The sequence below is a fragment of the Streptomyces sp. NBC_00510 genome, assembly GCA_036013505.1.
Classification (GTDB): Bacteria; Actinomycetota; Actinomycetes; order Streptomycetales; family Streptomycetaceae; genus Actinacidiphila.
Map to the genome: position 1 here is coordinate 171,373 of CP107851.1, position 12,310 is coordinate 183,682.

The window sequence follows — 12,310 nt, forward strand, 5'->3', positions numbered from 1 at the left end:
CACATCCCGGCGCCCCCGGCCGCCGTGGTGGTCGCAGCGTTAAGGGCGCTCGTCCGCGTTACGCCGCTGGGTGGTCTTCATCGGGGGCTTGCGGATGATGTCTGAATCACCCCGCTCGCGGGGTATGTAGGAAAAGCCGTTCGCCGTGTCCGGGTCGTAGTGGACGACCGTGCCTTGTTCCTCGAGCATGACTCGCCACGATTCCAAACGCTTGGCTCTGTCCTCGTCGAGTGCCAAGCCGGCCCGCCGACGGGCCTCCACCCGCAGCATGATCACCGGATACAGCTGCCAGTGCTCCTTCTTCACCGCCCACGGAATCAGCTCGTCATCACGCGCGATCCTGCGATCAAGCCCCCGCCTGTGCCGAAAATTCCCCCACATCGAGGACACCGTGTCGATGCCGTACTTCCGCCGGTACTCATCAATCATGTCCTGATAGCTCCAGCCATCCTCGAACCACCGGATGACTTCCCCCTCGTCAACAATCTTCCTCTTCGGCACGAATCCCCTCCCTGAACTGCGGCAATGCAAGATACACCGCCCCCTGCAACACGCTACCCAGCTCATCGGAACCACCCGCACGCCCGAACCACCCGGATACCCGCACCGACGAACCGCCCTCCAACCATCACACCCACCCGGGACAGAACTCGGACCTGCCGCGTGACGTTGGCAGCGCCAGGACTGCGGGCAGCTCGAGGTGAACGCGGTGATACAAGGCAGGGCTGCGACGCTCCGCGGCGCCGCGAATGACCCGCGGCCAGCATCCTGCCCGCGCGACCTCCCGCATCCGGCCTTGCCGAACAGGCGACTTGACACTGCGGCCGGCTCGACATGGCCGTGGTCGCCGGACAGGCTCTGTCCTCGCGGCCGCTCCGGCCAGGTCGTTTCAGGCGTGGCCGAGGAGTTCCTCGCGCCGGGCCAGCGCCCACGCGCGCTCTTCCTCGATGTCCGGGATGAAGTTCTGCCGCAGGAATGCCGCCCAGGGGTCCGAGCCGCGCAGGCCGAGGCGCGCTATCCGCTCGGTCTCCTCGCGCTGCAACCGCGCCAGCGCGTCCAGCACGTCGGCTGGGTCCGCGCCGTAGGCGTCGCACAGTAGCCGCAGCCGCCGCGTCAACGGCGCGCCGGCTGCGCCGTAGCCGACCCTGCGCTGACGATCGGGAAGTCGCAGGGGCACGCTGTACCAGGCCAGCTGCGCGAGGTCGTCCAGCGCCTCACCGGGGATGGCCAGGTCCCAGTCGATAACCCCCACCAGGCGGTCGTCCGCCCACACCGAGTTCCAGCTGGTGAGATCGCCGTGGCGCATGATCAGGCCAGGACGCCAGCGCGCATCCGGATCGCACCAGACAGCCTGCGACGAGGGCCGGAAATCGCGTACAGCCTCGTGGTAGTCGCGCAGCCATCGACCGAGCGCACTGACGCCCTCGTCCGCGAGAAGCGCCCGCGGCCACGGGTACAGCCCGACCTCGCCACGCAGCAGCGACACCACCTCGTGACCGTCCACAGGACCGTCACCCAGGGCGCGCGGCGCACCAGCGAAACCCACCTGCTCCAAGTGGCGCAGCAGTTCCCGCACCGCAGGAGTCCACACCCGCCAGGGCCTGAGGATGGTCTCGCCCACACGACGCACCCTCGACAGGCCCCCACGCATTGATTCACCGTCCTGGATCACGGCGGAATCCTAATTAGCGGCGGAATTCTGGGCCCGGGCGCCCTACCGTTCCGGCCAGCTGCGGGCGCGGAAACCCGGGCTGAGTCGAGTAGTTGGCCGCCCGGCAGGCCACCCAACGGCCCCGTCCCACGCTCCAGGGCGCAGGACGGGGCCCCTGCTCTACTGCTCGGAACCGCCGGCAACCGCCACGCGCCCGCGGCCCGCGAGGTGCGCTCCCGGCCCCCAGAGCTGCATCTGCTTCTGGACAGAAGCCAGCGCGCGGCCGAGCAGCCCCTGGTGCCTCCGCTACCGAGCTGAGCCCGTCCCCGGCAACGCAGCGGCCCGGCCACCCACGGGCGGCCAGGCCGCTGATCTCCGGCGGGAATGGTGCGGACCGATCCGCTGTAGGCCTCGAAGTCCTCGTCGCTCTCGCACTCGTCCCTGGTCAGGACCGCCACGGCCAGCAGTGCGTGCTCGTGTTCCCGCATGGTGAGGCGGTCGGCGAGGAGATGACGCTCAGATCCTCGTCCGCTGATACGGCGGCGATCACGTCATCGGCTGTGGCATCAACCCAGACCGGATCGTCGACGATGTGAACATGGGGCTCGTAGTCACCGTCGCCCCACGGCCTCAACGACTCCGCGCACACGGCTCGCCAGACAGTCTCGTCGCTGAAGTCGGTTCTGATGATCACCGCGGCAAACTCACTGCGGCCGGTGACAATGGGAAGCACTTCGGGTTCCGATCTGTTATGTGACACCTACGGCTTGGCTGACGAGGTGATCGGCGATCCGGCCGGGGCTGCGGAGTCCGGCGCCTCCGCGTAGTCGGGCAGCTCGATGCCGTTGATCGCGCGCCCGACCAGGTCGGTGAACCATTCGCCGGCGAAATCGGGGCGCGGCTCGGCGTCGGGCCCGGGGACGTCGCGGCTGCGGGCGTTCAATCGGCCGATCTCCTGGTTGGCCTCGACGAACGAGCGCATCCGGGCTTCGTAGCGGGTGAACCCGGTGTCGGGGTCCCACTCGGCGGCGGCCAGCTCTCCGGCCAGCAGGTAGGCGCCGACCAGTGCCAGCCCGGTGCCCTGCCCGGACATCGGCGACGAGCTGAACGCCGCGTCCCCGAGAAGCCCCACCCGTCCGCTCGACCAGCGGTCCATCACCACCTGGGCGACCTGGTCGAGGTAGAAGTCCGGGGTGTCGTCCAGGTGCGCGAGGATGTCCGGGGCCAGCCAGCCCAGGCCCGCCATCCGCTCACGCAGCAGGCGCTTTTGGGCCGCGACGTCACGGTGGTCGACGTCGAAGTCAGCCGAGGCGAGGTAGAACATGGCCATCGCCCGGGTGGCGTCCTGGATGGGGCGCAGAAGGGCTGAACGCCCGGACTTCTGGTCCTGGTACTCGAGCAGCCAGCGGTCCAGCCCGAACTCGTTGGGCACACTGTAGAAGGCCAGCACGTGCCCGAGGTGGCGGAGGAACCGCTCATGCGGCCCGAAGACCATCGCCCGCAGCTCCGAGTGCAGCCCGTCGGCCCCGACCACCAGGTCGAAGCGCCGCCGGTCCCCGCCCGCGAAGACCACGTCGACCCCATCCGCGTCCTGGGCGAGCTCGGCAATTCGGTCGCCGAAGATGTACTCGACGCCGTCGCGGGTGTCGTCGTAGAGCACCTGGGACAGGTCCCCGCGCAGGATCTCGATGTCCGCGATGAACCCGTCGCCACCGTCGTCATCCGCGCGGAAGGTCTCCAGCACCCGCCCGTCCGTGTCCACGGTGTGCGCGCCAGCGGTATCGGTGCACGCCGCGCGGACCACCGCGTCCAGCCCCATGCCCCCGATGACCTCCCTGGCGACCCCGCGCGCGTCCACCGCCTGCCCGCCGGGACGCAGCTCGCAAGCCCGCTCCACCACGGTCACCTCGGCCCCCCGCCGGCGCAGCCAGTGGGCCAGCGCGGGTCCCGCGATGCTCGCCCCCGCCACCAACACCCTGTGAACGTTCACCCGCGTCCCCTGTTCACCCGTCCGGATTGCGCGCTCCTGCTCGAAGTCGTCGACGCCCAACACTGCCTCCATGTGCTTTCTCCCGCGCTGGAACGTTCCCAGCACGGGCCCACCACTGTCGGTGGATCCAGGGCATGGACCGCGGGTCCGCACAAAACTCATCGGTACGGACGGGGTCTGTACGGCACCAAAGCGCCCGTTCCCGACTATGAGCCGCACCCTGAGCTTGGGTATCACCGGCCCCTGCGGCCTCTCTAAGGAGCCCAGTCTGCTCGTGCATGCCCAGGTGCGATCGCTCTCATCAGCGGCGTTGGCGCGGCTCGGAGAATGCTTTAGCATCATTGTCTAAAGATGGAATTTGAGTCCAGGATGGAGGCAGGCCGTGGAGCATCCCGTGGCCGTCGCTGCGGTCGAGGGCGATGAGCACCTTGTCCGCGAGGCGGAGAAGATCGCTGTGGCGTTGGGCCGCATGTTTCCCGGGCTGTGTGAGGTGGTGCTGCACGACCTGCGGGACCCCCAGCAGGCGATTCGGGTGATCGAGAACAACCTTTCCGGCCGGGAGGTCGGGGATTCGGCCACGGAGCTGGGCCTGGCGCGCATCGCGGATCCGCAGTACCCGAGCGTGATCCAGAACTACCCCAACCAGTTTCCCGACGGTCGGCCGGTGAAGAGCACGTCGATCGGCATCAAGAACGCCGCGGGCCAGTACATCGCGGCCCTGTGCCTGAACCTTGACGTGTCCGTCCTGTCGCCGGTGACGCTGGCGTTGTCGAACCTCGTGGCCACCGATGTCGAGCACCGCGAGCACCCGCTGGAGAATTTGCGGGACCGCAACGTGCGCGAGCTGCGCCGAACTGTGGAGGCGCTGGCCGCGGAGCGCGGTGCCACCCCCCGGTCGCTGAGTCGGGACGACAAGAAGGCGCTCGTGCGGCAGCTGCAGGGCGAGGGCTACTTCGAGGGGCGCGACGCCGCCCAGACCATCGCGGACCTGCTGGGCGTGTCCCGGGCCACGGTCTACAACTACGCCAAGTAAAGGGCAGTACATGACCGACACCGGACCGGCCGCACACACCGCACCTGCTTCTCCGCCCAGTTCCGGCCCGCCGTCGGACACAGGCCGTGGCCTGCTGTTCATCCCGGAGGAACAGACGGCTGCGCTCGTGGACGAGGAACTGGCTCTGGAAGCGGCACGCGCGGCCTTCGCCGCGACGGTGCAAGGCGTGGTCTTCCCTTCCCTGGCCGTGCACGGCTCCGATCCGCGCAACCGGTTCACGCTCAAGCCGTCCGCGTCCGCGACGCATGCCGGGGTGAAGATCGGCACCTACTGGCCGGACAACCTGAGACGTGGGCTCCCACGTCACCACTCCACTTTGCTGCTGCTCGACCAGAGGATCGGCCGGATCGCCGCCGCCCTGGAACTCGGTGCCGCGAACGCCTACCGGACCGCCGCGGCCGACGCGCTCGCCGTCGATCTGCTCGCCCCCACCGGCGCCGCCACCCTTGCGGTCTTCGGCACCGGCCATCAGGCTGCCTATGAGGCGCGGGCCGTCGCCCGGGTCCGGCCGATCGGCGAGATCCTGATCGTGGGACGCGACAAGGCCCGCGCAGCGACCGCGGCTGCCGCACTCACCGCGCAGGGACACACAGCACGTGCGGCCGGTGCCGAGGAAGCCTGCGCGAGCGCCGACGTGATCGTCACCGCCACCACCGCACGGGCCGAAGACCCTCCCCTGTTCGAGGCCGAGTGGGTCCGCCCCGGCACGCACCTGTCCTGCATGGGCGCCGACGCCCCCGGAAAGCGGGAGCTGCCCCCCGCCCTGTTCGCCCACGCCCGGGTCTTCTGCGACCTGCCCGAACAGGCACGCCGCATGGGCGAAAGCCAGCACGCACCCGAGGACACCGTCCTCATCCCCCTCGGCGAAGTCCTCACCCAGCGCGCCCAAGGACGCACCGACCACCGTGACATCACAGTCTTCGACAGTTCCGGGATCGGGCTGCAAGACCTCTACCTGGCTCTGGCCCTCCTGAAGAAGATGGACATCTCCCTGTGACCACCACCCCCGCCCCCGCCGCACAGACCCTGATGGATCCGGACACCCCGTTCGCCGTTGTCGACGTGCACAAGAGCCTGCGCAACATCGAACGCCTGCGGGCCAGGGCCGGCCGGCTCGGGGTCACCCTGCGCCCGCACATGAAGACAGCCAAGAGCCTCGACGTCGCCGCGCTTCTGAACGACGGCGACACGTGTCCCATCACCGTCTCCACTCTCGCCGAGGCCGAGGCGTTCGCCGACGGCGGCTACACCGACATCACCTACGCCGTCGGCATCGATCCCCACAAGCTCCCCCGCGTCATCGCTCTCCTGCGGCGCGGCGTGACCGTGCGAGTCCTGCTGGACAGCATCGAGCAGGCCGTCTTCGTCGCGGAAGCCTCCGGCCAGGCCGGCCTGCCCATCCCGGCCCAGATCGAGATCGACTGCGACGGCCACCGCGGTGGTCTCAAGCCCGACGACCCCGCCCTCACCGAGACCGGCCGCATCCTGCACGACGCGGCCTGCCTCGACGGCGTGCTCACCCACGCAGGCGAGTCGTACTTCGCCTACAGCGCCGAAGAACAGCGCCTGGCCGCACAGAACGAACATGACACCGCGGTTGCCGCAGCCGAACGTCTCCGTGCGGCCGGTATACCCGTGGCCTGCGTCAGCGTCGGCTCCACCCCCACCGCGCACGCGGCCGAGGACCTCACTGGGGTCACCGAACTACGGGCCGGTAACTACATGTTCTTCGATCTGGTGATGGCCGGCCTCGACGTCTGCCAGGTGCAGGACCTCGCCCTGTCGGTGGTCGTCACCGTCATCGGCCACCGCCCCGAGTACGGGTGGATCGTCACCGACGGCGGCTGGATGGCCATGTCCCGCGACCGCGGCACCGCCGCCCAGGCCCAGGACCAGGGCTACGGTCTGGTCACCGACATGGCCGGCCACCTCATCCCGAACCTGGTCATGACGGCCGCGAGCCAGGAACATGGCACCCTCACCGCCCGCGACGGCACCGACTTGCCCGACCTGCCGGTCGGCACCCGGCTGCGCATCCTGCCCAACCACGCCTGCGCCACCGCCGCCCAGCACCACGGCTACCACGTCGTCGACAGCAGCAAGGGCAGGGAGCCCGCCCCGGTGATCCAAGCGCGCTGGCCCCGCATCACCGGCTGGTGACCTGCCCCGGGCAAGGGGGGCGAACCATCCACGCGGTGAGGTAGGTGAAGGCGGCCCCGGGTGAGATTGCAGCGTGCGGCGATCCCGGGGATGCACCCGGGCCGGGTCGACGTGATCGGCGCCAGGGCCCTGGTACTGCTGCGGATCATGGAGCGCACGAGCGCCCGGGAGGCGTGGTCTGCGAGCACGACATCCTCGACGGCATCGCCCACAAAGCGGCAGAGGACGTCGAGCGGGATAAGCGCAAGGGCTGACCTGCGGCAACGCACAGAACAGGGCCCCGCCGGATCGGCAACCGGCGGGGGCCCTGTCGTCTGCCCCGCTCACAGTCGAACGTTCCGAGCGGGGCACGGGGCGGCTCCGGTTCGCCTTCCAGCAACGTGGGCCCGGGACGGTCAGGGTGGTCCGTCCAAAGTGCTCTGCCGGAGATGTTTCGTTTCCGATGAGAGCCCACTCTGACCCAACCGAAAGTCGCGGGGGCTCACCCCGTACGCCGTCTTGAAGACGCGACTGAAGTGGGGTGCGCTGGCGAACCCCCACCGGTGGGCGATGGCCTCGATCGTCATGAACTGATGCACTGGCGAAGCCAGTTCCCTCCTGCACTCTTCGAGGCGCTGCGTCCTAATCCATTCACCAAGGGTGATTCCCGCTCGGGACAGGGTCAGGTAGAGCCAGCGTACGGAAACGTTGTGCTCGGCTGCGATACGCTCGGCAGTCAGATCGAGGTCTGCCAAATGGAGGCGCACATATTCCTGAACACGCTCAAGAAGTGTGCTGTTCAGGAGCGTTCTGGCCAGGTCGTCCCCGTACAGGACCATGGTCACCACAGCCCTGATCAGGTCGACACTGGGCTCCGCGAACAGGGCGGTATCGGCTTTACCGGCAGCGCCCCGAAGACGAGCCAGCCGGGTGAAGAACGCTGCCGTGGCGCCCACGGCCGGTCGCTCCGAACTGAGTGGACCAGCCGTGATCTGATCGAGCAGGGACGGCCGCAGCCCCAGGATGTGCGTGGGAACGCTCACTAGAACTCCACGTACTGGGCCGTGGAACAAAACCTCATAGGGCTTCGCATTGTCGAGCACCATGAGATCCCCGGCTTTTATCAGTCCGTGCCTGCCCGCCTGATGGAACTGGGAGACCCCCGCTTCCCGGATAGAGACGAGAATCTGCGGCACCATCTCCCCGTCCACCGGAGCATCAGTGCGCCGGATGCGGGTCACGTTCCAGCCGATCTCCGAGACTTTCACCGACCCGAGCGCGCTGGTGGTCGCGTGAGCCCGCTGGCGATTCGGATCCGACGGAAAGTCCACCTCTGCGCGGCCGTTGACGACGAACCCCGAGAGTTCACGGATCGCATTCGCTCGATCACCGGGAGCCATCGACGCTACGTCAAGTTCCTCTGCCATGCGGGCTTCCTCCTGAACCCGTCGCGGAGCCTGCATTGGACGGCAGATTCCCACCGTACTGCGGCAAATGATCCGTTCTTAACGGTTTTGCTGAATTTTACGCATGTATTCCGTTAGTACTTTTGCGGACCGGGGGCGGCGTTGCAGAACGCCCCTGAGCCGAACGGCGAGGGGCCGGGCCGTAGCGTGTTGCATCGGGCCGATTGTTCGGTGCCGGGCGGCGGATGGCTGAGCCGTCAGAGCGTCGAGACCGCCCTCGACGCGCCCGACGGCATCGCCTGGAGCATCACCTGAGCAGGGTCTTTCCATCTGAGCGGGATCCGGAGGCGGTCGTGACACACCCGCCCCACGAAGTCGCCTGGCCACTGCCTACGTACCGGGTGCAACGCTCATTGAACACGTGACCGCGAACGGACGGCTGACCGGGGCTAGCCTGTACGCTTTCGCCGCTGTCGTGTCTCAGAAGCCGATGTCGTACCGCTCATGTTGAGCGTGGGTTCGACCGCTGTATCTCGGTCGGGTGATCTTCCGGCTTGCCGGGCATGAAGGCAGGGCCTCCTGCACAACTCGTGGGTGTCGAAGTCCATGAGCAACAGGAGGCCGTGGTGCCGCAGTCTTCCGCGCCGTTGACCGCCGCGTCCAACTCGCATGCCCGGTCGTGTGATTGCCTCGCGCACGCGTACGCCAACGCGGCCGATCGTCCGCAACGCGTTCCATCGGATATGACGGACGCCGAGTGGGCCGTGGTGCGGGAGTTGCTGCCGGTGCCGGGGTGGCTGGAGGGCAGGGGCGGGCAGCCGGAGGCGTACTGCCACCGGCAGATGGTCGACGCGGTCCGCTATCTGGTCCTACGTCGACGGGCCGTCCGGACTGGACATCGACCACGTCGTGCCCCTCGCGGAGGCCCGTCGAGGAGGGATCTTCACTGGTCCAGATGCCGCCGAGCGACGGGAACACAGATGACGCTTCGTAGCGGGTCAGGGAGGCCCGAGGTCGGTGCTGCATCACCCGCCCGAGCAACCCACACGACGATCGACGAAAACGTCGAAAGTCGAGCTGGAGGAACGAGAAACCCATGGTGAGCGCCTTGCACCTGCGGCAAGCGCAGCGCCGGAGGTCGCGCCGACTTCCGAGAGCCGACCCGTCGACAGCGGCTGAATTTGGACTCTGCCAAACGATCGTGTCCACGACATAATGCCGCCTGGTCTTCGAAGTGCCGGCGGGGAACGGGAGCGCCGGAGACGAATCGAGAGGGGAACGCGCATGTCAGCACGTCGGATCCTTGCAACCCTGGCCGCCGCGGTTCTGGCGGCTGGTGGACTCACTGCCATGACCACCACGCCAGCCAGCGCAGCAACCTGCCTGGGTACTGCCAAGAGCTTCAATCCCGTCGACAACGGGAACGAATACGTGTGGCCCACATCCGGATACGCCTACGCCACGTCCAACTGCAACGACATCAACGTCAAGCCGTCCATCGCAGCCGGCGGCGGGTTCGACTTCGTGCCCGTGCGCACCTGCTTCTACCCCACGAGCGGCAGCTCCTACTGCAATGCCTACCGCGACATCACAGTCGGAACCTGGAGTCTGGCAGCCACCGACGTCAAGGACGGCACCAGATTCATAGTGCAATTCGCGTGGAGCACCAAGGGATCGATCGCCTACTGACCTGACTCGTGCTGCTCTCCACGAGAGGCTCCGGCGCATCACACGCGCTGGAGCCCTTCGCCCAAGCTGCCGTCTGCACGACGTTGATACCGGCTTTTCGCCACTCGCGTCACAAGTAACCGGCGGAGGAGGCCAGCGACTTGTCCCTGGTCAAGCCGAGTCCTCCACTGACATCACGGTGGCGATCACGACTATCAACCACGACGCTGTCGCCCCGCGTGACCTCCTCCTCGACCCCGCCTGCCCGGCCGATGTCCACCAGGTCCTTCCCCGCCGCCCGGGCGGCGGGGACGAACCCGCGACGCAGGGAGTGGGAGCGCCACAAGCCTTCGACGTTGGCTGTGTCGGCTGCGGTCTCAATGACGTCGGATGCGGCGTCGGTCGTCATGCGCCCGGTCGGGTCTCCGATCTGCTGGCCCCGGCAGGTAGTAGGCGAGGCGATGCTGCCGTGCCTGTCGACGGGCTTCTCGGGCCCGGACGCACGAAAGCCCCCTCGCCGGCACATCACCCGGCAGGGGGCATCGCTACAGCGCAGTCAGTTGCCGTTACGGATCATGTCCAGTCGCTCGTTCATCGCGTCAACGTGATTCGTGCCGATCTTCAGCTCCGCCGTCATCTGGTTGATCTCATCCACATCCATCGAGACGGCGCCGTTCGTGCAGTGCGTAGCTGCCGAATTGAGATGCTCCAAGGCGAGGCCCCACGATGATGCCGCCTTCGCATCGGGCATGGGCTGACCGCCCTGGATGGTCTCGACATCTGATGTGAGTTTTGCGCACGACTCGGCAAGCTCGTCCAGGTCCGTGGCGCCCATGTGTGAGATTACGTCATCAAGGTCGTCGCTGATCGTGTCGAGATGATCCTGGCCTCCGTCGTCAAACCAGGCGTTCAGCTTCTCGGCCTTGGTGGGCGCGCTGGTGGCGGCTGAAGGGCTGGGTGCGGATGCCTCTGTCGTGGTGCTGCTACCGATGCCGCAGGCGGTGAGCGCGGCGGCAAGCAGGCAGGCGGCGATGGTTGTACCGATGTGGCGCATTGATCCCCCAAGGGCGTGTGGAGGCCCATTTGACCTGATCGTCCGGACTATCGAGGGCCGTGTTGCTGATTTGTGACGAATGCCCTGGTCTCGGGCATGGCTGTGCCCGGCCGCCATGGGGTGTGGCCGGGCATTTTTCGTCAGGCGGTGAATTGTCAATAGATGACGACGCGGCCCCGGACAGGGGCACACTCTTGTGCGCGACGCGGGCCGCTGCGCCTCGCTGCTGTACGTCCCCCGGCACGCGCCGGGCATACAGCTCCGCGGTTGACGTCGACGGCTCCTCCTCGTCCCCGCCCTCCGCAACCTCCTCCTCGTCGTACTCCTCGAGGTCGTCCTCCTCGGCCTCGGACTCGTCGCCCGGGACTCACTCCCACTGGCCCGCGCACCGTTCCGGCGCGCCTCCGCACGCAGTGCCTCGTCCGCCTGATAGCCGGCCAGGGCGCGCTCCACGTACATCTGGGCCGTCGTCCTGTCTGCAGGCCGCTCGGGCGCAGGCTCGGCAGCCCGGGCTTCGCCCTTCGCGCGGAGCCGCTCGGCGTGTATCGCCGCCGAGTCACGGACGGACGGGTCTCGGTGGTTCTTGATCGCGGGGTTGCAGCATGGTGGGTGCCTCCTGGGAGCGGTTGTCTCCGGTGTTCAGCATCCGAGGGTGTTCAGGCTGCAGTGTGGCCGTCATCTTGCTGGGGCGGCAGGGCGCGGGCGGGCGCGGTCGGCTTCCACGAGTGCGCAGGTGGGTGCGCCTACAGGTGCCAGCCGGCCTCCGCGTGGGCACGGTGGATCAGGCGGGAAGCCAGCAGGTTGCCGCGGCCGGCGGCAACCATCGCGGTGTCGTCCAGGACCAGGTGCACGACCTGGTTCACCGGCCGGTGGCCCGGGTCAGGCGGCGGTCGAGTTCGGCGTCCAGGTCGTACTGCTCGGCAGGAGTGGGGGCGTAGCCGTTCCAGGCATTCAGGACGGCCAGGGCCTGCTCGGCGCGCTCGGCCCGCTCGGCGGGGGTCAGCAGCGTGTCGGCCAGGCGGGCCAGGTAGGCCCGCAGCGACAAGCCCTCGGCCGCCGTGATCTCCGCGAGCCGTTCCCGGGCCTCGGCACCTTTTGTGATGGCGCACCCCAGCATGAGGGGTAGGGGTACGTAAAGACCACTCATCCCGTCCGGCGTCTCCGAAACCGGCTCCGGCCTCCAACGCCATAGCCGCCCCTTCACAGACACCTGAGAACCTGCCGCCACCCATCATGGCAATCACCGACCAGCAGCCAACTGCCCGATGCCGCCGCCGGGCGCGAGCAGACAGGCGAACCCAGCGACCGCCTCCGGCGACAGCTTCCGGCACCCACCCGACGGCCGACT

12 protein-coding genes and 1 pseudogene are annotated in these 12,310 nt (G+C 68.1%); 5 read left to right on the top strand and 8 right to left on the bottom strand.

Features of this window, described 5'->3' with window-relative positions:
• Positions 1-39: 39 nt before the first annotated feature.
• The 4 genes from OG937_00715 to OG937_00730 all read right to left on the bottom strand — a co-directional run bounded on the left by OG937_00715 (position 40) and on the right by OG937_00730 (position 3,713).
• Positions 40-501 carry a hypothetical protein gene (locus tag OG937_00715; protein ID WUD70350.1) on the bottom strand — a complete coding sequence of 154 codons (462 nt, stop codon included), beginning with the start codon at positions 499-501 and terminating at the stop codon, positions 40-42.
• A 388-nt stretch (positions 502-889) separates the two neighbouring features.
• Complete coding sequence (locus tag OG937_00720) at positions 890-1,621, bottom strand: aminoglycoside phosphotransferase family protein (GenBank protein ID WUD70351.1); 732 nt, start codon at positions 1,619-1,621, stop codon at positions 890-892.
• A gap of 475 nt (positions 1,622-2,096) precedes the next feature.
• Entirely contained in the window at positions 2,097-2,384 is a 288-nt protein-coding gene (locus OG937_00725; protein WUD70352.1) for a hypothetical protein, read from the bottom strand.
• Positions 2,385-2,411: 27 nt separating this feature from the next.
• Positions 2,412-3,713, bottom strand: coding sequence for an FAD-dependent monooxygenase (locus OG937_00730; protein WUD70353.1), 1,302 nt, complete (start codon positions 3,711-3,713; stop codon positions 2,412-2,414).
• 310 nt (positions 3,714-4,023) lie between these two features.
• Here OG937_00730 and OG937_00735 point away from each other — a divergent pair, with 310 nt between their 5' ends.
• From OG937_00735 to OG937_00750, 4 genes and pseudogenes are all read left to right on the top strand, one after another.
• A complete protein-coding gene (locus OG937_00735; GenBank protein WUD70354.1) occupies positions 4,024-4,674 on the top strand; it encodes a PAS domain-containing protein in 651 nt (216 codons plus the stop codon).
• Positions 4,675-4,684: 10 nt separating this feature from the next.
• Positions 4,685-5,692, top strand: a complete 1,008-nt coding sequence (locus OG937_00740; protein ID WUD70355.1) for an ornithine cyclodeaminase family protein — start codon at positions 4,685-4,687, stop codon at positions 5,690-5,692.
• Between the two features lie 32 nt (positions 5,693-5,724).
• Positions 5,725-6,855 (top strand): DSD1 family PLP-dependent enzyme, encoded by a 1,131-nt coding sequence (locus OG937_00745; protein ID WUD78589.1) that lies wholly within the window; start codon positions 5,725-5,727, stop codon positions 6,853-6,855.
• A 69-nt stretch (positions 6,856-6,924) separates the two neighbouring features.
• Positions 6,925-7,109, top strand: a pseudogene (locus OG937_00750) (exopolyphosphatase).
• Between the two features lie 141 nt (positions 7,110-7,250).
• Here OG937_00750 and OG937_00755 read toward each other — a convergent pair.
• Entirely contained in the window at positions 7,251-8,261 is a 1,011-nt protein-coding gene (locus OG937_00755; protein WUD70356.1) for a helix-turn-helix domain-containing protein, read from the bottom strand.
• A 1,263-nt stretch (positions 8,262-9,524) separates the two neighbouring features.
• Between OG937_00755 and OG937_00760 the strand changes: the two genes are divergently transcribed.
• A complete protein-coding gene (locus OG937_00760; protein ID WUD70357.1) occupies positions 9,525-9,929 on the top strand; it encodes a hypothetical protein in 405 nt (134 codons plus the stop codon).
• Positions 9,930-10,038: 109 nt separating this feature from the next.
• On the opposite strand, the gene OG937_00765 is transcribed toward OG937_00760, so the two are convergent.
• The 3 genes from OG937_00765 to OG937_00775 form a co-directional block, all read right to left on the bottom strand.
• A complete protein-coding gene (locus tag OG937_00765) occupies positions 10,039-10,317 on the bottom strand; it encodes a hypothetical protein (protein WUD70358.1) in 279 nt (92 codons plus the stop codon).
• Between the two features lie 147 nt (positions 10,318-10,464).
• Positions 10,465-10,962, bottom strand: a complete 498-nt coding sequence (locus OG937_00770) for a hypothetical protein (protein WUD70359.1) — start codon at positions 10,960-10,962, stop codon at positions 10,465-10,467.
• Between the two features lie 859 nt (positions 10,963-11,821).
• On the bottom strand, positions 11,822-12,079 hold the full coding sequence (locus OG937_00775) for a hypothetical protein (protein ID WUD70360.1): 258 nt from the start codon (positions 12,077-12,079) through the stop codon (positions 11,822-11,824).
• Between the last annotated feature and the right edge of the window lie 231 nt (positions 12,080-12,310).

What these genes read in the sequence shown, in the direction of transcription:
- OG937_00730 (WUD70353.1), bottom strand. Translation starts at nt 3,713, where the DNA reads ATGGAGGCAGTGTTGGGCGTCGACGACTTCGAGCAGGAGCGCGCAATC.
- OG937_00740 (WUD70355.1), top strand. Translation starts at nt 4,685, where the DNA reads ATGACCGACACCGGACCGGCCGCACACACCGCACCTGCTTCTCCGCCC.
- OG937_00745 (WUD78589.1), top strand. Translation starts at nt 5,725, where the DNA reads ATGGATCCGGACACCCCGTTCGCCGTTGTCGACGTGCACAAGAGCCTG.
- OG937_00755 (WUD70356.1), bottom strand. Translation starts at nt 8,261, where the DNA reads ATGGCAGAGGAACTTGACGTAGCGTCGATGGCTCCCGGTGATCGAGCG.
- OG937_00760 (WUD70357.1), top strand. Translation starts at nt 9,525, where the DNA reads ATGTCAGCACGTCGGATCCTTGCAACCCTGGCCGCCGCGGTTCTGGCG.
- OG937_00765 (WUD70358.1), bottom strand. Translation starts at nt 10,317, where the DNA reads ATGACGACCGACGCCGCATCCGACGTCATTGAGACCGCAGCCGACACA.
- OG937_00770 (WUD70359.1), bottom strand. Translation starts at nt 10,962, where the DNA reads ATGCGCCACATCGGTACAACCATCGCCGCCTGCCTGCTTGCCGCCGCG.
- OG937_00775 (WUD70360.1), bottom strand. Translation starts at nt 12,079, where the DNA reads ATGCTGGGGTGCGCCATCACAAAAGGTGCCGAGGCCCGGGAACGGCTC.